We start from the raw sequence: 22954 nt of genomic DNA, 5'->3' as shown, positions 1-22954 counted from the left end.
GCGTTGCAAGCAGCCCTGGCACGTCGCGCAGCAAGCTGCCTTCCTACCGCCCTGCCATAGGCCGACCTACCCGATTGGCTGATTGGCTGAGCGTCGGGCGAAAAAAACCGGGCCTTGGCCCGGTTTCGATTGGTCTTGCACAAGGGTTCCTGATTACCCAGCACAGGGCCTGGGGTGGGAGGCAGGCTCTGCCGGGCAACTGCCATGTCGCGCAGCAAGCCGCCCTCCCACGGGTCTTAGCGCCCCATGTAGTAGGGATAGGCGGGATACTGGGGTTCGGGGTAGCCGTAGTTGCCTTGGGGCATGTGCGGGGCGTAGCCTCTGCCGCCCCAGGGTGCGTAGGCTGCCGGTGGGTAGTAGGCCGGGGGGGCGTCCATTTCTTCTGTGGGCATGGCGGGCTTGTCGCCGCGTTTTTTGTGCATTTCTTCCCGCAGGGCCGTCATTTCACTGCGCAGTTGATCGCGCAGTTGTTCTGCACGGCTCATGTGCTCACGCATCCATTCAGGCATTTCCTGCTGCATCTGTTCCTTGCGTTGGCGGCGTTCTTCGGCCATGCGCTGCATGGCTTCACTGCGCATTTCCTGCATGGTGCTGCGCAATTCATTACGCAGTTGTTCCACCCGTTGGATGCGTTCCTGGGCCCATTCCGGCGCTTCGCTGGCCTGGGGGGCTGAGCTGCTTGGCATTTGCCGAATGACGGGAGCGTAGTATGGGCTGCTGGCTGGTGTGGCGGCCATCTGGCTGTCGGGCTGTGCTTTGGCCTGGGCGTCGGCTTGGGTTGCGCTGTCCGCCTGCTCGGCGGCCTGTTGCAGATCAATGGCCTCTGCCGGTACGGCTACCTGCGCCTCGGCTTCGGCCTTGGCGGGTTCAGGCTGTTGCTCGGTTGCTTGATCGGCGCTGCTGCCCTGCCCGTCTTGCTCTGCGGCTGACTGCTCGGTTTCATCCGTGGCTGCCTGTTTTTCGCTGTTGAAACCCAGCCTGCTCAGCCAGTCAACGGCCTTTTTCTGCAGGGGTTCTTCCGCGATTGCCTGGCCTTCGGCAACCTGGGCGGCGTCAGCCTCGGCCTCGCTCTGTTCTGCGCTGGCGGTTTCCGCCGCTGTCTCTGTTGCTGTCTCGGCCTCGGTCGCCGTCTCTTGGGCTGCTGCCGTTTCTGCCTCTGCGCTGATCCCTGCACTGGCCTGTTCCGCTGTGGCCTGTTCTGTTGCCTCTGCCACCTCTGCCTCGGCCTGGCTGGATTTGGTCTCTTCTGTGGCGGCTGACTCAGGTGCTGACTCAGGCGCTGATTCAGGCTTTGCGGCCGCTGAAACCTGCGGGACCTCTTCTGTGACACTGTCCGGGAGGATTTGCGCTGCGGCCTGGCTTGCTGCTTGCTTGGCCTCTTCAATGGTTGTTTCTACCACTTCGAGGACTTCAGGCACTTCAGGCAGGCTGCTGGCTTGCTCCTGAGCGGGCTCGCCGGCCGCCGGCTGTTCGGTCTGGGTGCTGTCTGTACTGCTGATCGGGGCCATTTCCACCTGTGGCATAGGTTGGGCTGCGGCCTTGCTGGGCTGGTGCTGCTGCATGCTGGCAGGCGCGGCCTGGGCCTTGTTGGGCTCCAGGTTGGGTTTGTCTGATATGGATCTTATGTACATGAAGATCAGGATCACTACCGCGATGCCGAGGGTAATCTGTATCCAGAACCCTTTGTCGTGGTTATTGTTTTCACTGGTCATGCTGTCACTCCCCTCTGGTTGGTTTGGTTTGTTATTGGCTGGGGCATCTGTGGTGGATGCCGCTGGGTCTAGTCTATCACCCTCTGTGTCCGCTGGCCTTGCCTGAGGCACCGGCTGATCGGTGTTGGGGCCGCTGGTGCTGTCGGCTGTGGACTGGGGCTCACTCTGGGCCTGGGCCTGGACAGCGGTTTTGCTGGCGGTTTTTTTACTGCTGGCCTTGCTGCTGGCAGCCTTGCTGGCGGTCTTTTTTGTGCTGGTCTTTTTGCTGGCGGCCTTCTTGGCCGGGGCCTTTTTGCTTGTGGTTTTCTTTGCCGCCGTCTTTTTTGCTGCGGTTTTCCTTGTATTCTGCGCCCCTTGCCCCTCATCCGCCGCATCGGAAGCGTCTGCATTTGTTGTGTTTTCATCGACCATTTAGGTTACCCCCCGAGGATGTCGCTAGCTGTTCGAGTGCCCATTGTCGTTGAATCCCTGAGTTTAGGCAAAATTTGGATGGGGCCTGCTGGCCCCAGGAGCCCATCGACTATTGGAATGATCCTAATCCAACTGCATGAGCAGTTGCAGGGCCTGCTCCATGCTGGCGGCCAGTTGCCGTTCGATCTGGGCCATGCTGATGGGTTCGGCCTCCAGGCCCGCAGCCCAGTTGGCCACCAAGGCGCAATTGGCGTAGCTCAGGCCCAGTTCGCGGGCCAGGGCCGCCTCGGGCATGGCGGTCATGCCCACGAGGTCGGCACCATCCCGGGCCAGCCGACTGATCTCGGCGGCGGTCTCCAGTCGCGGGCCTTGCACGGCGGCGTAACAGCCGCCATTGATGACATTTTGATCGGCTTGCCGTGCCGCCTGTAGCAGTTGCTGGCGAAGCCTGGGGCAGTAGGGCTGGGCAAACTCCAGGTGCTCGACCGGTTGGAACTCGCCGTCAAAAAAGGTCTGTTCTCGGCCGTAGGTGTAATCGATGATCTGGTCGGGGATGACCAGGCTGCCGGGGGGCATGGCGCGGTTGATGCCACCCACGGCGGCCATGCCCACCAGTCGATCTACGCCCTGCTGGCTGAGGGCCCAGATGTTGGCCCGGTAGTTGATTTTGTGCGGCGGGATACGGTGCTCGGCACCGTGCCGGGGCAGAAACAGCAAGGAGCGCCCTGCCCGCTCGCCCTTGAGCAGCGGCCCGGATGGGGCACCAAACGGGGTGTCGCAGTGGATCTCCTGGTGCAGACTCAGGCCTGGCATCCGGTCCAGGCCACTGCCGCCGATGATACCCAGCATCCCGGATCAGAGCTTATCGGCGTGCTGGGCCAGGTAGGTGGCCACGCCATCCAGGGTAGCGTTCATGCCGCTATCGCCCTTGCTCCAGCCGGCCGGGCAGACCTCGTCGCCGTGTTCTTCGGTGAATTGCAGGGCGTCCACCATGCGCAGCATTTCATCCACGTTGCGCCCCAGGGGCAGGTCGTTGACCAGTTGGTGGCGCACTATGCCCTGGGTGTCGATGAGGAAGGAGCCACGGAAGGCGACGGCACCGTTGGGCGTCTCCACGTCATAGGCGCGACAGATGTTGTGGGTGACATCGGCCACCAGGGGATAGCGCAGCGGCCCTACCCCGCCGGCGTTTACCGGGGTGTTGCGCCAGGCATTGTGGGCGTACTGGGAGTCGATGGAGATGCCGATAACGGCGGTATTGCGCTTGTCGAACTCCTCCAGCCGGTGATCAAAGGCGATCAGTTCCGAGGGACAGACGAAGGTGAAGTCCAGCGGGTAGAAGAAGATGACGGCATATTTGCCGGTGATGTGCTTGCTCAGATTGAAGTCTTCCACGATGCGGCCATCGCCAAGCACGGCGGCTGCGGTGAAATCCGGTGCTGCTCTACCTACCAGTACGCCCATGAATAATCTCCGGTTATCGATTGGATGTGAATTTTGAGCGGCAATCCTATGCCGAATGACACTTTGGGTTCAACCGCCGATTTGCCTTCCTTGTTGTGTTTGCCGCAGCTGGGCCGGGCCGGAGAGGTCTTCAGTCGGCAATGGCGAAGATGCCCGGCGCGTTGCGCAGATAGCCCCTGTAGTCCATGCCGTAGCCGAAGACGTAGCGATCAGGCACCTGCAGGGCGATGAAATCCCCCTGGAAGTCACAGCCGCGATCATGCACCTTCTCGCACAGCAAGGCCGTCTGCACCGAGGAGGCCCCCTGATCCTTGCAGGCCTTGACCAGGGCATCAAGGGTGAAGCCCTCGTCGAGGATGTCGTCAATGATCAATACCGTGCGGCCGCGCATGGGTGCCACCGGTTTGCGCACCCAGGTCAGGGTCTGTCCGCGAATGTTCTCGCGGTAACGGGTGACGTGGACATAGTCCTGGCGCAAGGGGAAATCAAACCGGCTGAGCAGGCGCGCGGCGGGGATCAGGCCGCCGTTCATCACCGCCAGCACCAGGGGGTCTGACTTGCTGATCTTTTCGCTGATACGCTGGGCCATGGCGTCCAGGGCCTCTTCCACCTGTTGCAGGGTGAACAGACAATCGGCGGTGCTGAGGGCCTCGCGGGCCTGACTGGGGCTAAATACCATGGCTTATAAATCCAGTTGGGGATTGGCGTTGGCCAAAAGGGCGTCATCGGCGATCTGCACCGCCTTGCGCCAGCGTGGGTCCAGGTGCAGCTTTTTCAGGGTTATCTCCTTGCGTCCGTGCATGCGCAGGATACGGGTCTGGGCGATGGGGTTGGCGTAATCGCGCATCTCGTCCAACACTTGCAGGGCTGCCGGGCGATTATTGCAGATCAGCACCATATCGCAACCCGCTTCGACTGCCACCCTGGCCCGTTGCCGGTAATCACCCGCCTCGGCAGCGGCGGCCATGTTGAGGTCATCGCTGAAGATCACCCCCTGAAAACCAAACCGCTGACGCAGGATATCCTGTAGCCAGAAGCGGGAAAAGCCCGCCGGTTGGGGATCTACCCGGCGATAGATGACATGGGCCGGCATGATCGCCTCCAGGTTATTGGCGATGGCCCGCTCGAAGGGGATCAGGTCCTCCATCAGCAGATCCTCCAGGCTGCGCCCATCCACCGGCAGTTCCAGGTGGGAATCCTCCACCAGGCTACCGTGGCCGGGAAAATGCTTGCCCACATTGGCCATGCCCGCCTCGCGCACGCCGTGCATCCAGTGCATGGCCAGGTCGCTTACCACATCGGGCCTGAGGTGCAGGCCACGGTCGGCAATCACCCGGCTCTCCGGCTTGCCCAGATCGAGCACCGGGGCAAAGCTGAAGTCCACCCCACAGGCGCGCAGTTCCGCCGCCATCAGCCAGCCCAGATGCTCGGCCCAGTCACGTGCCTGCTGGGGATGGATATCATGCGCCTGACCCAGATAGGCGGCAGGCGGCAGGCGGGTGAAACCCGCCTGAAAGCGCTGTACCCTACCCCCTTCCTGATCGACGGCGATCAGCAGCCTGGGCCGGCGCGCCTGATGGATCTGCCCGGTCAGTTCGATCAATTGCTCGGGGGATGCGTAGTTGCGGCTGAACAGAATCACCCCGCCGGTGGCAGGATGTTGTAGCATTTGGCGTTCTTCATCGGTCAGCGAAAGACCGGTAAGATCAAACATGACGGGGCCGTGGCTCATGGTGGCAGGGTTCTCATGGTTTTTGAACAGGCCAATACTGGCCAAGGCAAACTCAATTACGGCTGAAGACGGTCAGGTTCCGTTTTCAGGATAATCAAAAGGTAGGGAGAAATATATAATGAAACCATTAGAAAAGTCACTGACCAGGACCGCCCTGGCGCTCTTGCTTGGCCTGGCCTTGAGTCTGGCCCTGCCGGCCTGGGCGGCAGATGAAAAGGAGAAAGAAGAAGAGGCCAAGCCATTGCCCACCCCGGCCTATCTGGCCCTGCCGTCCATAGTGGTAAACATGAACAAGGGGGCCAGGCATTCCCGCTTCGAGGTACAGTTGATGATTCACGACAAGGAAAAGCTGTCGGATATACGCCTGCACCAGGCGGCGTTGAGCAATGAGCTGATCATGCTCATGTCCGAAGAGGATGGTGCCGTGCTGAAGACCGCCAAGGGCAAGGAGGCCTTTCGGCAAAAGGCCCTGGAGGCCTGCAATCAAGTGCTTACAGAGCTGACGCGCATAGAGCAGCCCCTGCGCGACCTGTTTTTCACCACCTTTTTCGTACACTGAGCCGACCGGACGAGCCGCCCAGACCGATGCGGCTCAGGCCTCGATCAGCACCGGATCGCCGGCCCGTACCCGCTCAAACAGGTACAACAGGTCGGCATCGCGCATACGGATACAGCCGTGGGAGCGGGCCAGCCCCATGGGTTCACTCGCCGGGGTGCCGTGGATATAGATGAAGCGGCGCAGGCTGTCCCGCATGCCACCCCGGTTGCGTCCGGGCTCCATGCCACTGAGCCAGAGAATGCGGGTGAGGATCCAGTCACGCTGGGGATTGGCTGCGGCCAGGTCGCTGGAATAGACCTCGCCGGTGGGGCGTCGGCCGATAAACACCGTGCCCGCCGGGCAGCCCTCGCCTATCTTGATGCGGATCCGATGCCAGCCACGGGGAGTGCACCCGCTGCCGTTTTCCTCCCCCGGGCCGTTGCGGGCGGTGGAGATGGCGCAGTCCAGCAGTGCCTGATCCCCCTGCAACAGACGCAGGCGCTGCTCTTGAATCGATATGTGGATCAATCGGTCTTCCAATTGCAGTAGGGATTCTCAATCAGGTTGACGTTGTAATAGCGCGGATCGTCGGAGACCTCCTGCCCTGCCCAATCGGGTTTGTGGAAGACCTCATCCTCGGCATCCAACTCCACCTCGGCCACCACCAGGCCGGCGTTGGCCCCCTCGAACACGTCCAGGTCCCAGATATGGTTGCCGCAGCGCACCTTGTGGCGGGTCTTTTCCACCAGCGCGCCCTGAGCCAGTTCGGCCAGCATCTCCAGGCCATCCTGCAGGGGGATCTCGTACTCGTACTCCAGCCGACGGATACCGATACCGCCGCTCTTGATGTTGATATTGGCCCGATCACCGCTGATGCGTACCCGTAGCGAGGTATTGCCGCCGTTGTTCAGATAGCCCTGACGCATGGGGCTGCTGGAGATCACGTCACTGCGCCAGCCATCCCCCTGGACGCGGAATTTACGTTCGATTTCTATGGCCAAAATCAGCCCTCCCGTTGAAACAGGGCAATGGATTCGACATGGGCGGTATGGGGAAACATATCCATCACCCCGGCACTCACCAGACGATAGCCCAACTGATGTACCAAGACACCTGCGTCCCGCGCCAAGGTGGCGGGATAGCAGGACACATAGACCAACCGCTCCACCCCCAGCCGGGGCAGCAGCTCCAGCACCTCGGCTGCCCCGCTGCGCGGGGGATCGAGCAGGGCCTTGCTGAAGCGCTGCTCCAGCCAGGGGGCCTGCCCCAGGGGGGCGTAGAGATCGGCGCTGTAGAAGGCGACGTTCGCCAGGCCATTGTCCTGCGCGTTCTGCCGTGCCCGTTGCACCAGGCCGGCATCGCCCTCGACCCCGACCACCTGGCCAGCCCGGCGCGCCAGCGGCAGGCTGAAGTTGCCCAGACCGCAGAACAGGTCCAGTACCCGATCTTCCGCGCCGGGGTCGAGCAGCGCCAGGGCCTGGGCGATCATCTGCCGGTTGATGTCGCTGTTTACCTGGGTGAAATCAGAGGGCTGGAAGCGGATGCGCACATCCGCCTGCGGGATGCAATAATCCAGGCCCAGGTCACCAGCGCCGCACAGGGGCAGGATGCTCTCCGGCCCGGCCGGTTGCATACCCATGCGTAGCCCCTGTTGCTGGGCAAAGGCGCAGAGCCGCTGCTGGTCCGAGTCCGTCAGGGGCTCCAGATTGCGCAACACCAGCACCGGCTCGCCATCCCCTATGGCCACCTCGATCTGGGCGATGCGATGGGGTATCGACAGGCCGCCGATCAGTTCCGAGAGCGCATCCAGGCGCTGGCCGATGCGCGCATCCAGCACGGCGCAGGAGTGGATATCGGCAATCAGGCCGCTGCCCTTTTCCCGAAAGCCCACCAGCACCCTGCCCTTCTTCGCCACCCATTTCACCCCCAGCCGGGCCTTCTTGCGGTAGCCCCAGTGTTGGTCCGGGATCAGGGGCGGCAGAACCTGCCCCGGCTCCACCTTGCCGATGCGCTTGCAGGCCTCCAGCAGCACCTGCTGCTTGTCCCGAATCTGCGCCGCTACGGATTGGTGTTGCAGGCTACAGCCGCCGCAGATTGCTACATGGGGACAACGCGGCTCGACCCGGTCCGGACTGGCATCCAGTACCTCCAACAGGCAGCCCAGGTCAAAGCGTCGATGCCGCGCGCTGTAGCGAAAGCGCACCCGTTCGCCGACCAGGGTGCCGGGGATGAACAGGGTCTTGCCGTCCCTGTGGGCCACGCCCCGGCCATCGTGGCTGAGGTTTTCGATGGTGATCTCGAACTCGCCCTCGGGGTAGCGTCTGCGGTTTTTTCTGCCCATCAGGCGGGAAACACGCCGGTGGACAGGTAGCGATCGCCCCGGTCGCAAACGATGCTGACAAGGGTCGCATCCCTCACCTCGGCACTGAGTTTCAGCGCCGCCGCCAGGGCCCCGCCGGAGGAGATGCCGCAGAATATGCCCTCTTGCGCGGCCAGGGCGCGGGTGGTCTCCTCCGCCTCCTGCTGGCTAACATCGATAATGCGGTCCACCTGCTCCGGGTGGTAGATCCTGGGCAGGTAGTCCACTGGCCAACGGCGGATGCCGGGGATGGAACTGCCCTCCTGGGGCTGTACGCCGATGATTTGAATCGCCGGGTTGCGCTGTTTCAGATAACGGCTGACGCCCATGATGGTGCCCGTGGTGCCCATGGCGCTGACGAAATGGGTGATCTGCCCCTGGGTATCGCGCCACAGCTCCACGCCGGTGCCTTCGACATGGGCCTCGGGGTTGTCCTCGTTGCTGAACTGGTCCAGGATCAGCCCCTCGCCTGCCGCCTCCAGGCTGCGCGCCTTGTCTATGGCCCCCTCCATGCTGGCCTGGGCCGGGGTCAGGATCAGCTCGGCACCGTAGGCTTTCATCACCTGACGTCGCTCCAGGCTCATGTGCTCGGGCATCACCAGCAGCAGACGATAGCCACGGATGGCAGCGGCCATGGCCAGGGCGATGCCGGTGTTGCCGCTGGTGGCCTCGATCAGGGTATCGCCGGGCTTGATCTGACCCCGCGCCTCGGCGCGTTTTATCATGCTCAGGGCCGGCCGGTCCTTGACCGAGCCTGCCGGGTTGTTGCCCTCCAGTTTGAGCAACAGGGTGTTGGATGTTGTGCCGGGCAGACGCTGCAAGCGCACCAAGGGGGTATTGCCAATACAGTCTTCAATGGTAGGGTATTGCATCTTCCGCCTCTGGGGTCAATCCGCCGTGAACCAAAGCCTTATCATACCAGCTGGAGTCGGCCCGGATGAATCCGCCTGAATTGCAAGATTGGGACCGCGCCGCCGCCGCCCGCGCCATGGCCAATGATGCCTCCGCTGCCAAGCGCCTGTTCGATATGTTGGTGGAGGGGCTGGCCCTGGCGCAACGGGAGCTGGAGCAGCACCTGCAAGGGGATGACTGGGAGGCCATGCTGGCCTTGGCGCACAAACTCAGGGGCAGCAGCCGCCTGTGCTGCGCCCCGACCCTGGAGGAGCTGGCCGGACGCCTGGAGGCCGCCGCCCTCTCCCGCCAGGGCGAGGTCATGACCCCACTGCTGCACGAACTGGCACAACAGACCCAAAGGCTGGAGCGGATCCGGCTGGAGCAGACTTGACCCGATGACAGACAAACTACTGGCCTTTGACGCCGAACACATCTGGCACCCCTACAGCGCCATCGGTAGTGGTCTGCCGGTGTTTCCCGTGGTCTCGGCCCAGGGAGTGCGGCTGCGCCTTGCCGATGGTCGTGAACTGATCGACGGCATGGCCTCCTGGTGGTGCGTGATCCACGGTTACAACCACCCGCGCCTGAATCAGGCCATCACCGATCAGCTTGGCCACATGGCCCACATCATGTTCGGCGGCCTCACCCATGCCCCGGCCGTGGGCCTGGCCGAGCGCCTGATCCGGCTCACCCCGGAACCCCTGCAGAAGGTATTCTTTGCCGATTCTGGCTCGGTCTCGGTGGAGGCGGCGCTGAAGATGGCGATCCAGTACTGGCACAGCCGTGGCCAGGGGCAGAAACAGCGCTTTCTCAGCGTACGCAACGGCTACCACGGTGATACCTTCGGTGCCATGTCGGTATGCGACCCGATCAACGGCATGCACAGTCTGTTCAATGGGGTGCTGCCACGGCAGTTCTTCGTCCCTGCCCCACAGCGTCCCTTCGGTCAGGTCTGCAATGAGGCCGATCTGGCCCCCCTGGCCGAGATCCTGCAGCGGCACGGCCATGAGATTGCGGCCGTGATCATCGAGCCCGTGGTGCAGGGGGCCGGCGGCATGCGCTTCTACTCGGCGGATTACCTGGTTCACCTGCGCCGCCTGTGTGACCGGCATCAGGTGCTGCTGATCTTTGACGAAATCGCCACCGGTTTTGGCCGCACCGGTCGGCTGTTTGCCCTGGAACACGCCGCTGTCTGCCCGGATATCCTCTGCCTGGGCAAGGCCCTCACCGGCGGCTACCTGACCCTGGCGGCGGTGTTGACCAGCACTGAGGTCAGTCAGGTGATCGGTCAGGGTGAACCGGGGCTGTTCATGCACGGCCCTACCTTCATGGCCAACCCCCTGGCCTGCGCCCTGGCCAATGCCAGCATCGATCTGCTGCTGGAATCCCCCTGGCAGCAGCGGGTAGCGTGCATCGAACAGGGCCTGCAACAGGGCCTGGCCCCTTGCTGCCAGCTGGCAGGGGTGCGCGAGGTGCGGGTACTGGGTGCCATTGGCGTGGTGGAATTGGAGCAGCCAGTGGATATGCGCCGAATCCAGCCCGCCCTGGTCGAGGCCGGGGTCTGGGTACGCCCCTTCGGCAGGCTGGTCTATCTGATGCCGCCGCTGATCATGCAGGAGACGGATCTGACCTTCCTCACCCAGGCCGTCTGCCAGGTGCTGGAGGATTACCTGAACGCTGAGCCAGGGCAGGGATACAGGAGGTAGAACAGCTGTCGAGACCGTCTCAGCCCTTGACGACCGGTTTTTTGCCCGTAACCGAAGGGAGCTTATTGGGTAGAGAGTTGGCCTTCCCCTTTGTAAAAGGGGGAAAGTTGGCTTCCCCCTTTGAAAAAGGGGGGGGAGTTGGCCTCCCCCTTTGCAAAAAGGTGGGGGTGAGTCACTCTCCTTGAAGGTAAGAGGGAGCGAGGAGTTATCAGTCTGTTTGCCTGGCACGCCCACCCAGCATTAACCCCGGATTCCGCTGCGCCCTTCCGGGCTACACCCGGCTGGCAGCTGATGGCTGGCGGCTTTGCGCCGTCAGGATGGGTTTGTGGCTTGGCTGCTGCTCCCCAGGTTAACCGGGTTGCAATTCGCCAAGCAACAGCCGCTTCAGTATCGATGCCTTTTGCTCGGTCTCGGCCAGCTCATCGGCCAGCAGGGAGTCCGCCACCAGGCCGCCGCCGGCCCAGAACCAGGCCTGCTCGCCCTGGCGCAGCAGGCTGCGGATGAGGATATTGGAGGTCATGCTGCCGTCTGGTCCCAGATAGGCCAGGCTGCCGCAGTAGGGGCCGCGCCGGGCGGGTTCCAGCTGAGCGATGATCTGCATCGCCCGCCGCTTGGGCGCGCCGGTGATGGAGCCGCCAGGGAAGCAGTTGGCCATCAGGCTCAGGGCATCCTCGCCGGGGCGCAGGCGGCCGCTGATATCGCTGACCAGGTGATGCACATTGGCGAAGCTGGCGGGGCGAAATAAGCGATCCACGCGGATCGAACCAAAGGCGCAGCTGCGGCCCAGGTCGTTGCGCAGCAGATCGACAATCATCAGGTTCTCGGCACGGTCCTTGGCGCTGGCCTCTAACTCGGCCAGCGCCGCCCTATCCTGTTCGGCCTCGGCCCGGCGTGGTCGGGTGCCCTTGATCGGGCTGGTACTGACCCGGTTGGCGCGTAGCCGCAGAAAGGCCTCGGGGGAGTTGCTCAACAATTGCCCCCAGGGCAGGTTGAGGTAGGCCCCAAAAGGGGCCGGCGAGCAGCCTCGCAGCTGTTTATAGGCCAGCCAGGCATCGCCCCTGACCTGGGCCTGGAAGCGGCGCGCCAGATTGATCTGATAGCAATCCCCCTCACGGATATAGCCCTGGACGGCGGCAAAGGCCTGGGCATAACCGGTTTCGTCCAGGTTGGCCTGGATCTGCCCCAGGGCCCGCAGGGGGCCATCGCCGGTTCGCGCCAGGGGGCCTTGCAATTGCCTGAGCAAGCCCTGCCATTGCGCCTCGCTCAGGGCCTGGGCATGGCCGCGCAACTCGGCGCGGCGCTGCTGGTGATCCACCAGAATCAGCCAGTCGTAGCGGCCAAAGGCCAGGTCCGGGAATCCATGCCCTGAGCCGCCCTCGGGCAGACCCATCAGAGGACGGGCCAGGTCATAGCCAAAATAGCCAATCAGACAGCCGGGCAAGGGCAGCTCGCCAGGCTCCAGGGGCGGCCGGGGCAGACAGGAGCGCAACAGCTCGAAGGGCGAGTCGCGGGATTCACGGACAACGGCAGGACCGCCAAGCTGGCTGATTTGGCTGATTCGGCCCCAGGTCGTCAGGGTCAGGCTGGGCCGGGCGGCGATGATGTCGAACCTGTCCTGCCCGGCGCTATCGAGAAATACCGCCCAAGGCTCGGCGGCGAAGGGGGCGAACAGGTCTGCCGCGTCCTCGGGATAGTCCAGGGGCTGGATGCGTAGCCTCATTTTTGCGCCAGAAACAGGCCACGCATGGGGGCCGGATGGCCCTCGATGGTACGGCCGGGGTGCTCGGGGTCGAGAAAATCCGCCAGGGATTCAAACCGCATCCATTCGGTGCGACGCTGTTCCTGCGAGGTCGTCGGGGTCTGTTCCAGCAGGCGCGCCTGTCGAAAACCGGCCCGTTGCAGCCAGTCAAGCAGGGTCGCGGCGCTGGGGATGAACCAGACATTGCGCATCTTGGCATAGCGCCCCTGGGGCACCAGCACCTCCCCGGCCTGGCCTGGGATGAGCAGGGTCTCCAGCACCAGTTGGCCACCAGGGCGCAGCAGCCCATGCAGTTCCAGCAGGTGATCAAAGGGCGAACGGCGGTGGTAAAACACGCCCATGCTGAACAGGGTGTCGAACAGGCCCATGCGCGCGGGCAGATCCTCTATACCCAGGGGCAGCAGAAACAGCGGATGCCCGCTTCCAAGAAAGTGCTCTACCACCTCAAACTGCTTGATAAACAGCAAAGTGGGGTCTATACCCAGAACCAGTCTGGCCCCGGCACCGAGCATACGCCAGGCGTAATAGCCGTTGCCGCAGCCCACATCCAGCACCAGCCGCCCACGCAGATCATCCAGGTGGGGGGCCACCCGCGCCCACTTGAGGTCGGAGCGCCACTCGCTGTCGATGGTGACACCATGCAACCGGAAGGGCCCCTTGCGCCAGGGATGCAGCTGTTGCAAGGCCTGATGCAGGGCCTCCCGCTGCCCTGCCCCAAGCGGCGCGCCCTGGACGCCGACCGTTGGCCGGTCCAGCTCGATGTGTTCGGCGCTCAGGGTCGGCAGGCTATCAATCGCCGCCTGCCAACGCGGCAGGTCACCATGCCCCCGCCGCCAGGCCTGGGCGGCGCTGTCCAGCAAGGCACCGACAAAGGGGGCCAGTGGGGTATCCGCAGCGGACTGAATAAAAAACCCGTCATTCAATCTAAATTCCTCAGTTAAGCCCACCCCTGTGGCTAATCCCGAGTCCCGGAACCGCCATGAGATGTTTCATGTTCCGGGGTGTCGCCGCTCGCCCCATGATTGTTAGGTTTAAGTGCAATCAAAGAGACAAAATTGAAGCATTGAAACCAGGTCTCTACCTGTCGGAACCCCGCTTGCAGCAGGCGTTGCCTGTGGCTGTGCAGGGTCTCTGGCAGCAAGACCCGCTCCAGGGCCGTGCGTTTTTGGCTGATCTCCAGCTGGCTGTAGCCCTGATCGCGTTTGAACTGGTGGTGCATGGCGCTGAATAGCTGCTCAAACTCGGCCTGCTCAAAGGTGATCTTCTCCGACAACAGCAGCAGACCACCGGGGTCCAGGGCCTGATGGATGCGCTCTAGCAACTCGACCCGCTTCGGCAGGGGGATGAACTGCAGGGTGAAATTGAGCACCACCATGGCCGCAGGCTTGAGGGGAAAGTCCTGGATATCAGCGCAATGCAGCTGTATTTTCGACGCCGACTGATCTTCTTGCAGCAACTGACCGGCACGCCGAATCATGGCCGCTGAGTTATCCACCGCAATCACCTCGATCTGCCGCCCTGCCCCGCCCCGGGACATGGCCAAGGCCGCAGCACCCAGGGAGCAGCCCAGGTCATAGCAACGCCCGCCCACAGGCACGCGCTCGGCGGCCAACAGGCCAATCATGCGGATGATGGTGGCATAGCCGGGCACCGAACGGTTGATCATATCGGGAAACACCGCAGCCACCCGCTCGTCAAACACAAAGTCGGTCACCTCGGCCAGGGGTTCGGCATAGATGCGGTCAGGCTTGGCGGGGTGTTTAACCACAGATGTCACAGATTAACCTAGAGGGCATGGCCGTAAGCCGTAGCCGGATAGCAAAGAACGCCAAGTAAACGCAAAGGTTGTAACGTTAATCCTGATTACCCATGTATCTCAGCCCTCGTCTGGCGTTGGCTTGCCGCGAGGCATAGGGCGTGCCTCGCCCGCCTGGTGGGCTACACCCTTACACCTCCGAGCCAGCACCCGAGTTATTTCACTGTTTGAAATCTCTGCGTCCTTTGCGTCTCCTCGACTCTGGCATCCTGCTTCGTTCTACCTCCTGCATCCATGCAGTCGTTTGCGCCCTCTGCGTCCCTACTAAGACCAGCGGCAACCCCGGATCCCGTTGCATTTCATCCGGGCTACAACTTTATACCTCCGAGCCAGCGCCCGAGTTATTTCACTGTTTGAAATCTCTGCGTCCTCTGCGTCTCCTCTGCGCCCTCTGCGTCCCTAAGGCTGGCCCCTCAATCCGTGCTGCAGCTGCCTTCATATACCGCCATGATCTGTTTGAGTTCTGCCAGTACCAGGCTGAGTTCTTCCGGGCTTAGCCCTTGGGTTTCCTCCAGCGACTGGCCCTGTTCCAGGGCATGGATCACCCCCCACACGGCCTTGCAGCCCTTGTGGCAGAGGCGCTCGATGCTGTACTCAACCCGTTTGGAGTGCTGCATGGCAAAAAAAAGCCGCGTTTGACCACGGCTTGCAGGGCGGGTGGCAAATGCAGGCGGACTTCACTGGCCATCCACGAGATCAACCCGGTCACGCAATTCCTTGCCGGGCTTGAAGTGGGGAACGTACTTACCGGGCAGGGCCACGGACTCGCCGGTCTTGGGATTACGCCCGATACGCGGTGGCCGATAGTGCAGCGAAAAGCTGCCGAAGCCGCGAATCTCGATCCGCTCACCCGAGGCCAGGGCCTGGCTCATGTGCTCTATAATCCCTTTCACTGCCAGCTCCACATCTTTGAATCCCAAAAGATTCTGGCTGCGCGAAATCACATCTATGAGTTCTGATTTTGTCATCTATGTCATGCCCTCTAAAAATTCGCCCACAGCCTCTGCCGTGGGCGAAATCCGGTCTTATTCTTCGTTTTGCTGCATCTGCGCCTTGAGCAGATCACCCAGGGTGGCGGTGCCGGCCTGGGAATCACTGGAGAACTTCTTGATCACGGCGCTTTCCTCGTCCTGATCCTTGGCCTTGACGGACAGGGAGATAGTGCGGTTTTTGCGGTCCACGCCCATGAACTTGGCCTCGATGCTCTCCCCCACCTTCAGCTCGGTGCGGGCATCCTCCACCCGTTCACGGGAGATGTCAGACACGCGCACATAGCCCTCGATGGTGTCTTCCAGGGTGATCACGGCACCCTTGGCGTCCACCTCCTTGACCGTGCCGGTGACTATGCTGCCCTTGCCGTGGGTGGCGATGTAGTTGGAGAAGGGGTCCTTGTCCAGCTGCTTGATGCCCAGGGAAATGCGCTCGCGCTCGGGATCGACGGCCAGTACCACGGTCTCGATCTCGTCGCCCTTCTTGTAGTTGCGGATGACGTCTTCGCCGGTGTCGTCCCACGAGATGTCTGACAGGTGCACCAGGCCGTCGATGTTGCCATCCAGGCCGATGAAGATGCCGAAGTCGGTGATGGACTTGATCTTGCCGCTGATGTGATCGCCCTTGTTGAACTTGCCGGCAAAGGCGTCCCAGGGGTTTTCCTGGCACTGCTTCATGCCCAGGGAGATGCGGCGACGCTCTTCGTCGATGTCCAGCACCATGACCTCCACCTCATCGCCCAGGCTGACGACCTTGGAGGGATGGATGTTCTTGTTGGTCCAGTCCATTTCGGAGACGTGTACCAGGCCTTCGACGCCTTCTTCAATCTCGACGAAGCAGCCGTAGTCGGCGATGTTGGTGACCTTGCCGAACATGCGGGTGTGTTCCGGGTAACGGCGGGCGATGTTGATCCAGGGATCGTCACCCAGCTGCTTGAGACCCAGGGAGACGCGGTTGCGCTCGCGGTCAAACTTGAGCACCTTGACCTGTATTTCGTCACCGATTTCAACCACTTCAGAGGGATGCTTGACCCGCTTCCAGGCCATGTCGGTGATGTGCAGCAGGCCGTCGATGCCGCCCAGATCGACGAAGGCACCGTAATCGGTGAGGTTCTTCACCACGCCGGCGACCTCCTGGCCTTCCTGCAGGTTTTCCAGCAGCTTTTCGCGCTCTTCGCTGTACTCCTGCTCCACCACGGCGCGGCGGGATACCACTACGTTGTTGCGCTTCTGGTCAAGCTTGATGACCTTGAACTCCAGTTCCTTGCCTTCCAGGTAGGCGGTGTCGCGCACCGGGCGCACATCCACCAGGGAGCCGGGCAGGAAGGCGCGGATCTCGCCCAGTTCGACGGTGAAACCGCCCTTGACCTTGCCATTGATGCGGCCGGTGACTATTTCCTCGTCCTCGAAGGCCTTGTCCAGCTCCAGCCAGGCGTGGTGACGCTTGGCCTTTTCGCGCGACAGGCGGGTGGCACCGAAGCCGTCCTCGACGGCATCCAGGGCCACTTCGATCTGATCACCGACGGCGACTTCCAGCTCGCCATCGGCATTGAGGAATTGATCTTTGGAGATGACACCCTCGGATTTGAGGCCGGCGTTGACGATGACGTTTTCGCTGTCGATGGCCACCACGGTACCGGTAACGATGGAGCCGGGACGCAGTTGGGTGTTGGCAAGGCTTTCTTCAAGCAGTTGTGCAAAACTTTCGGACATGTGAGAAGGATTCCTAGTGGAGTGCCGCACGTCTCACCCGCAAGGGCTTGACGGTTCAGGGTTAATAAAAACAACCGGCCATGGCCGGTCAACTAATTCAAGGGCTTGCAGGCCCTTATTACAGCAGATCAGGAAAGGTCTGCGCGACCCGCTCCAGTACCTGCTGCACGACTTGCTCTATGCTCAGATGGGTGGAATCCAGCTCCAGCGCTGCGACGGGCGCTACGAGTGGGGCCAGGCTCCGGTTACGGTCACGCTCATCGCGTTCGCGTATGTCTGCAGCAAGGTCGGCAACATTAACATCCAACCCCTTTTCTATCAACTGCTTATACCGTCTATTTGCGCGCTCCTCGGCGCTGGCGGTCAAAAACACCTTGATTTCGGCGTTGGGAAACACCACCGAGCCCATGTCACGGCCATCTGCCACCAGCCCTGGCGGGCGGGCGTAGCCACGCTGCCAATCCAGCAGGGCCTGACGCACGGCGGGCACGGCGGCCACCTTGGAGGCCTGATTGCCGGCCGTTTCGCTGCGAATCTCCAGGCTCACATCCTCGTCGGCCAGCAACGCCCGCCCCTCGGCATCGAAGCGCAACGGCATCTCCCGGGCCAGGGCGGCCAGTTGCTCCGCCGCGTCCTCGGATATCCCCTGGCGCCGCGCCAGCAGGCCGACCACCCGGTACAGGGCGCCGCTATCCAGCAGATGCCAGCCCAGCCGCTCGGCCAGGAGCTTAGCAATGGTGCCCTTGCCCGAGCCGCTGGGGCCGTCGATGGTGATGATGGGCGTGCCGTTATTCATCTAAACCTCCGCGATATTCAGCCCAACCCCTGCAGCCAGGCCGACAAAGCCGGGAAAGGATGTGTTCACGTTGGCACAGTCGGCTATCTGGATCTCGCCACTGGCACGCAGGGCGGCCAGGGCAAAGGCCATGGCGATGCGGTGATCGCCCTGGCTCTGGATGCGGCCAGCACCCAGCTGGCCGCCACGAATGCGCATACCATCGACCGTCGGCTGGGCCTCTATGCCCAGGGTCTGCAGGCCATCGGCCATCACCTGAATGCGGTCACTTTCCTTTACCCGCAGCTCCTCGGCGCCGGTGAGCAGGGTCTCGCCCTCGGCGCAGGCGGCGGCAATAAACAGCGCAGGGAACTCGTCGATTGCCAGGGGCACCTGATTTTCGGGGATGCGAATGCCCTTCAGCGGCGCCGAGCGCACGCGCAGATCGGCCACCGGCTCGCCGCCCACGTCACGCGGGTTGAGCAGTTCGATATCCGCCCCCATCAGACGCAGGATATTGATCACCCCATCCCGGGTCGGATTGACGCCGACGTGCTCCAGGATCAGGTCCGAGCCCGGCGCTATGCTGGCGCCGACCAAAAAGAAGGCGGCCGAGGAGATGTCCGCCGGCACATCGATAGCACAGGCCTTGAGCCGCCCACCCCCGCTGAGACAAACGCGCCGCCCCGCTTGCCGCACCTCATAGCCAAAGCTGCGCAGCATACGCTCGGTGTGATCCCGCGTAGGTACCGGTTCGGTGACGCAGGTCTCGCCATCGGCATAGAGTCCGGCCAGCAGCAGACAGGACTTGACCTGGGCGCTGGCCATGGGCAGGGCATAATCCAGACCGCGCAGCCCATCCACCGGACGGATCACCAGGGGCGCCGTGCCCTTGGGGGTGCTGTTGATCTCGGCCCCCATCAGCGCCAGGGGCTCGGTGACCCGCTGCATGGGCCGCTTGGACAGGGAATCATCCCCCACCAGGGTGACCTCAAAGCCCTGCCCGGCCAGCAGACCAGACAGCAGACGCATGGAGGTGCCGGAGTTGCCCAAATCCAAGGGGGCATCGGGGCTACAGAGGCCATTCATGCCCAGGCCCTGAATACGCACCCTACCCTGCTGCGGGCCTTGAATATCCACCCCCATCTGGCGGAAGGCCTTGAGGGTGGCCAGACTGTCCTCGCCCTCCAGAAAGCCGCTGATCTGGGTGCTGCCCTCGGCCAGGGCGCCGAGCATGATGGCGCGGTGGGAAATGGACTTATCCCCCGGCACGCGCAGACGGCCCTGCAGGCCACCGCCGGGTTGCAGATGAAATTCAAGGGAAGTGGCATGGCTCACGGCGAAACTCCTGCACGGATTAAAGGCTGATGCGGCGCAGTTTGCCACCTTCAGCGGTCAGCCGCCAGCCTTCAGCCGTAGCCCGTGGCGCATAGGGCGGCCCGTGGCCGCCATGCCGTCGAGGTGAACAGCCCAACCAAGGTCTTCACGCTGTCCCCTGCCCCCCGTCTTCCGTTAGAATGCCCGGCACCCCCCGTTGCCGGAGCCACCTTGTGTCAGACGCCGAAAACCCCATCCGCCTGGGCCTGATGCCGCCGCTTAGCGGGCTGGTGCAGATTTACGGTCAGGAGATCAGCTGGGCGGCGCGCATCGCCGTGGATCAGATCAACCGCGCCGGCGGCCTGCTCGGCCGCCCGCTGCAGCTGATCATCGAGGACGACGGCAGTCTGCCGGAGACCGCCGTGCCTGCGGCCAAACGTCTGGTGGATGAGCACGGCTGCAGCGCCATCATCGGCAACCTGCTGTCCAACTCGCGCATCGCCGTGGCCAGCGAGGTGGCAGAGGTGCGCCAGATCCCCTACCTCAACTTCTCCTTCTATGAGGGCAGCATCGCCGGGCGCTATTTCTTCCACTTCGCCGCCCTGCCGAATCAGCAGATCGAGCGCATGATCCCCTACATGGCGGACAAGTTCGGCCCCAAGTTCTACTTTGCCGGCAACAACTACGAGTGGCCCCGCGGCTCCATCGACGCCGCCAAGCGCGCCCTGCTGCCCCTGGGTGGCGAGGTGGTAGGCGAGCAGTACCTGCCCATAGGCACCAGCCTGGATGAGATTAACTGGATGCTCGACGGCGTCGCCCGCTCCGGCGCCGATGTCTTCGTGCCCTACTTTGCCGGCATCGACCAGATCAACCTGCTCAACCGCTTCACCGAGATGGGCCTGAAGCAGCGCATGGCGGTGGTCATGGGCCATTATGACGAGGTCATGGTCTCCCACCTCAGCGAGCAGGTGCGCGAGGGGCTCTACTCCAGCAACACCTATTTCATGTCCATCGACAGCGCCGAGAACCGGGCCTATCTGCGGCAGCTGGCGCAACTGCCGGAGGTGAACGGCATCTGGCCCGAGGGCAACGGCGTGCTGACCAATTTTGGCGAGGGCACCTATGTCTGCGTGCAGGCCTTTGCCGAGGCGGTGCGCCAGAGCGGCAGCCTGGATGCCGAAGCCCTGGTGCAAGCCCTGGAGCGGATCGAGATACAGGCACCCCAGGGGCGGGTGCGCATGGACCCCCTGACCCACCATGCCGAGGTCAACAGCTATCTCTCCCGCTGCACCGCTGCGGGCCAATTCGAGATCATCCAGCGCTTTGGCAGCCTCGCCCCGGAGATTCCACCGCTGTACCGGGATGCCTTCCGCCGCGCCTTTTTTAGCAGCGGTAGCGATTCCCCTGAGGCGGCGGCGCTGTTTGCCACGGAGGCGGCCATCAACCAGCAGCGCGGTGGCGAGGCGGGCAAGATCCTCTCCATTGCCGATGTGGCGGTGATCGCCACCGATGCCGACGGCCAGATCACCGAGGTCAACAGCGGTGCCTGCGAGCTGTTTGGCTACAGCGAAAGCGAGCTGGTGGGGCTGTCGGTCAATCAGCTGCTGCCGCCCCAGTTTCGCGCCCGCCACAGCGAGATGATGCGCCACTTTCTTGAAGGTCCGGAGACCCAGCGGCGGATGAATCAGCGCGCCGAGATCTCCGGCTACCGCAAGGACGGCAGCTATTTCCCCATGGAGGCCTCCATCGCCAAGTTTCGTGGCGAGAACGGCTGGGTGCTGGTGGCCACCATTCGCGACCTGACCCAGGTCAAGGAGGCCCAGGAGGAGCTGGCCTGGCAGGCCAGCCATGACGTGCTCACCGGCCTGCCCAACCGCGCCCTGATCATGGAGCGCCTGCAGCACGCCCTGGAGCGTGGCCGCCGCCGGGATACCAATGTCGCCCTGCTATTCATCGATCTGGATGGCTTCAAGCAGGTCAACGACAGCTACGGCCACGAGGCGGGTGACGTCCTGCTCACCACCCTGGCCGAGCGCCTGATGCAGAGCCTGCGACCGGGTGACACCCTGGGCCGACTGGCGGGTGATGAATTTGTTGCCCTCTGTGAGGGCATCGAGGAGGCGGACCAGGTCGCCCAGATCGCCCAGCGCCTGAGCGAGGCCTCGCGCCGGGTGGTGCATTACCGCCAGGCCGAGCTGTCGGTCAGCGCCAGCATCGGCATCGCCGTGGGTCACGCCACCACCCACACCGCCGATGACCTGTTGCGCCATGCCGACACCGCCATGTACGCGGTCAAACAAAAGGGCCGCGATGGCTGGCAGTTCTTCAGCCAGGCGGTGCAGCAGGAGACCAGCCAACGCCTGGAAATCGCCGCCGGGCTGCGCCGCGCCCTGGAACAGGGGGAATTTCAGGTGGTGCTGCAACCCATAGTTGGCAGCGACAGCGGCAGTATCCGGGGTGCCGAGATGCTGCTGCGCTGGCACTCGCCCAAGGGGCCCATCTCCCCCGCCCTGTTCATCCCGGTGGCGGAGACCAGCAACATCATCATCGGCATCGGCCGCTGGGTGTTTGAGCAGGCCTGCCTCGCCGAGCGCCGCCTGCGCCAGCGCTTTGGCGCTTTCAGCCCCTACATCACGGTCAACCTCTCCACCCGGCAGATGCTCGATGAGGAGCTGGTGGAGAGCTTTCAGGCGATCCTCAAGCGCACCGGCGCCAGGCCGCAAAATCTGGTGCTGGAGATCACCGAGACCTCGCTGATGGCCGATGTAGGCAGCAATCGGGTGATGCTGGAGCGCTTTACCGACATGGGCCTGCGCCTGGCGGTGGACGACTTCGGCACCGGCTACTCCTCCCTCGCCCAGCTACTCAACCTGCGCGCCCACAGCCTGAAGATCGACCGCGCCTTTATCGACCAGCTGGAGCACAGCCAGGAGAATCAGGCGGTGGTGGCCGCCATCAGCCGCATGGGCCGGGGCCTGAAGATGCAGCTGGTGGCCGAGGGTGTGGAGACCGAGGCCCAGCGCAATCTGGTGCGGGCCTATGGCATCCACTACATCCAGGGCTATTACTTCCACCGCCCCATGAGCGAAGCCGACCTCAGCCAGCTGCTGGCCGAGCGGGAGCACAGCCTGGAACCCGACGAGGAGCCCCTGCGCTTCATCCTCTACATCAGCCGCCCCTCCCCCGATCTTGACACACTGGCCTTTCAGGGCATAGCCGATCACGCGGTGCAGGCCAACCGCAAGCTGGGCGTCACCGGCTACATGATCCTGCTCGACGGGGCCTGCATGCAGTACCTGGAGGGGCAGGGCTCCAAGGTCCAGGAGCTGTACCGGCGCATCGCCGCAGATCACCGCCACAGCGAGGTCCGCCTGCTCGCCGAGGGTTCGATCCAGGAGCGCCTGTTCATGGATTGGAGCATGGGCTTTCGCCGCCTCGGCGACTCCCAGCTCTCCGCCACCGCCCGCCTGCAAGCGCAACAGGACCCGGCGCGGGGGGTGTTCGAGTGGTACCGAGACAACCCCTCGGTCTGCTGCAGCCTGTTCGAGGCCATCGGCGGGCATTGCCATTGAAAGCCGTCAGCCGTCAGCCGTCAGCCGTCAGCCGTCAGCTGAGTGTAGCCCGGATGGGGCGCAGCGGAACCGGGGTAAATCCTGGGGGTTTCATGTACCTTGCGCAGCTGGACACAGTCCGGACAGGGGTACAGGCTGTCACGCGATGCTTCGACCCAGTTGCAACGCGATCAACGCCACCCTGCCAAGGTCTCCCG

The 22954-nt window shown here is 63.2% G+C and carries 22 protein-coding genes; 5 read left to right on the top strand and 17 right to left on the bottom strand.

What is annotated here, in order from left to right; all coding sequences use genetic code 11:
• Positions 1–236: 236 nt before the first annotated feature.
• The gene (locus D5125_16120; protein ID QFY90859.1) at positions 237–1712 is read right to left on the bottom strand and encodes a hypothetical protein; all 1476 of its coding nucleotides are present in this window, start codon (positions 1710–1712) and stop codon (positions 237–239) included.
• A gap of 121 nt (positions 1713–1833) precedes the next feature.
• Here D5125_16120 and D5125_16115 point away from each other — a divergent pair, with 121 nt between their 5' ends.
• Positions 1834–2127, top strand: a complete 294-nt coding sequence (locus D5125_16115) for a hypothetical protein (protein ID QFY90858.1) — start codon at positions 1834–1836, stop codon at positions 2125–2127.
• A gap of 119 nt (positions 2128–2246) precedes the next feature.
• Here D5125_16115 and D5125_16110 read toward each other — a convergent pair whose 3' ends face one another.
• From D5125_16110 to nagZ, 4 genes are all read right to left on the bottom strand, one after another.
• Entirely contained in the window at positions 2247–2972 is a 726-nt protein-coding gene (locus D5125_16110) for an S-methyl-5'-thioinosine phosphorylase (protein QFY90857.1), read from the bottom strand.
• A 6-nt stretch (positions 2973–2978) separates the two neighbouring features.
• On the bottom strand, positions 2979–3587 hold the full coding sequence (locus D5125_16105) for a peroxiredoxin C (protein ID QFY90856.1): 609 nt from the start codon (positions 3585–3587) through the stop codon (positions 2979–2981).
• 130 nt (positions 3588–3717) lie between these two features.
• The gene (locus D5125_16100) at positions 3718–4266 is read right to left on the bottom strand and encodes a hypoxanthine-guanine phosphoribosyltransferase (protein QFY90855.1); all 549 of its coding nucleotides are present in this window, start codon (positions 4264–4266) and stop codon (positions 3718–3720) included.
• A gap of 3 nt (positions 4267–4269) precedes the next feature.
• Positions 4270–5319, bottom strand: a complete 1050-nt coding sequence (gene nagZ, locus D5125_16095; GenBank protein QFY91204.1) for a beta-N-acetylhexosaminidase — start codon at positions 5317–5319, stop codon at positions 4270–4272.
• Between the two features lie 118 nt (positions 5320–5437).
• Between nagZ and D5125_16090 the strand changes: the two genes are divergently transcribed.
• Positions 5438–5878 (top strand): flagellar basal body-associated FliL family protein, encoded by a 441-nt coding sequence (locus tag D5125_16090; GenBank protein QFY90854.1) that lies wholly within the window; start codon positions 5438–5440, stop codon positions 5876–5878.
• A gap of 33 nt (positions 5879–5911) precedes the next feature.
• Here D5125_16090 and D5125_16085 read toward each other — a convergent pair whose 3' ends face one another.
• From D5125_16085 to cysM, 4 genes are read right to left on the bottom strand one after another with little or no spacing between them, the layout of a single operon-like run.
• Positions 5912–6397, bottom strand: a complete 486-nt coding sequence (locus D5125_16085; GenBank protein QFY90853.1) for a L,D-transpeptidase — start codon at positions 6395–6397, stop codon at positions 5912–5914.
• Entirely contained in the window at positions 6382–6858 is a 477-nt protein-coding gene (locus D5125_16080; GenBank protein ID QFY90852.1) for a CYTH domain-containing protein, read from the bottom strand. The genes D5125_16085 and D5125_16080 overlap by 16 nt, the downstream gene beginning before the upstream one ends.
• 2 nt (positions 6859–6860) lie before the next feature.
• Entirely contained in the window at positions 6861–8198 is a 1338-nt protein-coding gene (gene rlmD / locus D5125_16075) for a 23S rRNA (uracil(1939)-C(5))-methyltransferase RlmD (GenBank protein QFY90851.1), read from the bottom strand.
• Positions 8198–9088, bottom strand: a complete 891-nt coding sequence (cysM, locus tag D5125_16070; GenBank protein QFY90850.1) for a cysteine synthase CysM — start codon at positions 9086–9088, stop codon at positions 8198–8200. Before cysM ends, rlmD begins: the two co-directional genes overlap by 1 nt.
• A 65-nt stretch (positions 9089–9153) precedes the next feature.
• On the opposite strand from cysM, the gene D5125_16065 reads away from it, so the two are divergent.
• Complete coding sequence (locus tag D5125_16065) at positions 9154–9501, top strand: Hpt domain-containing protein (GenBank protein QFY90849.1); 348 nt, start codon at positions 9154–9156, stop codon at positions 9499–9501.
• A 4-nt stretch (positions 9502–9505) separates the two neighbouring features.
• On the top strand, positions 9506–10816 hold the full coding sequence (bioA, locus tag D5125_16060; GenBank protein ID QFY90848.1) for an adenosylmethionine--8-amino-7-oxononanoate transaminase: 1311 nt from the start codon (positions 9506–9508) through the stop codon (positions 10814–10816).
• A 349-nt stretch (positions 10817–11165) separates the two neighbouring features.
• Here bioA and pabB read toward each other — a convergent pair whose 3' ends face one another.
• The 8 genes from pabB to aroA form a co-directional block, all read right to left on the bottom strand.
• Complete coding sequence (gene pabB, locus D5125_16055) at positions 11166–12536, bottom strand: aminodeoxychorismate synthase component I (protein ID QFY90847.1); 1371 nt, start codon at positions 12534–12536, stop codon at positions 11166–11168.
• Positions 12533–13498: a tRNA 5-methoxyuridine(34)/uridine 5-oxyacetic acid(34) synthase CmoB gene (cmoB, locus tag D5125_16050; protein QFY90846.1), complete on the bottom strand. Its 966-nt coding sequence runs from the start codon at positions 13496–13498 to the stop codon at positions 12533–12535. Before cmoB ends, pabB begins: the two co-directional genes overlap by 4 nt.
• Positions 13499–13530: 32 nt before the next feature.
• The gene (gene cmoA / locus D5125_16045) at positions 13531–14343 is read right to left on the bottom strand and encodes a carboxy-S-adenosyl-L-methionine synthase CmoA (protein QFY90845.1); all 813 of its coding nucleotides are present in this window, start codon (positions 14341–14343) and stop codon (positions 13531–13533) included.
• A gap of 461 nt (positions 14344–14804) precedes the next feature.
• Complete coding sequence (locus tag D5125_16040; protein QFY90844.1) at positions 14805–15008, bottom strand: hypothetical protein; 204 nt, start codon at positions 15006–15008, stop codon at positions 14805–14807.
• Between the two features lie 60 nt (positions 15009–15068).
• Complete coding sequence (locus D5125_16035) at positions 15069–15359, bottom strand: integration host factor subunit beta (protein ID QFY90843.1); 291 nt, start codon at positions 15357–15359, stop codon at positions 15069–15071.
• A 57-nt stretch (positions 15360–15416) separates the two neighbouring features.
• Entirely contained in the window at positions 15417–17093 is a 1677-nt protein-coding gene (rpsA, locus tag D5125_16030; protein QFY90842.1) for a 30S ribosomal protein S1, read from the bottom strand.
• Positions 17094–17211: 118 nt separating this feature from the next.
• Entirely contained in the window at positions 17212–17889 is a 678-nt protein-coding gene (locus D5125_16025) for a (d)CMP kinase (GenBank protein ID QFY90841.1), read from the bottom strand.
• Positions 17890–19206, bottom strand: a complete 1317-nt coding sequence (gene aroA / locus D5125_16020; GenBank protein QFY90840.1) for a 3-phosphoshikimate 1-carboxyvinyltransferase — start codon at positions 19204–19206, stop codon at positions 17890–17892.
• 179 nt (positions 19207–19385) lie between these two features.
• Here aroA and D5125_16015 point away from each other — a divergent pair, with 179 nt between their 5' ends.
• Entirely contained in the window at positions 19386–22757 is a 3372-nt protein-coding gene (locus D5125_16015; GenBank protein ID QFY90839.1) for an EAL domain-containing protein, read from the top strand.
• Positions 22758–22954: the final 197 nt, after the last annotated feature.

Origin of the sequence: gamma proteobacterium SS-5 (genome assembly GCA_009497875.2) — a bacterium.
Taxonomy (GTDB): Bacteria; Pseudomonadota; Gammaproteobacteria; order Chromatiales; family Chromatiaceae; genus Magnetovirga; species Magnetovirga frankeli.
This window is presented reverse-complemented; position numbering and strand designations above follow the sequence as displayed.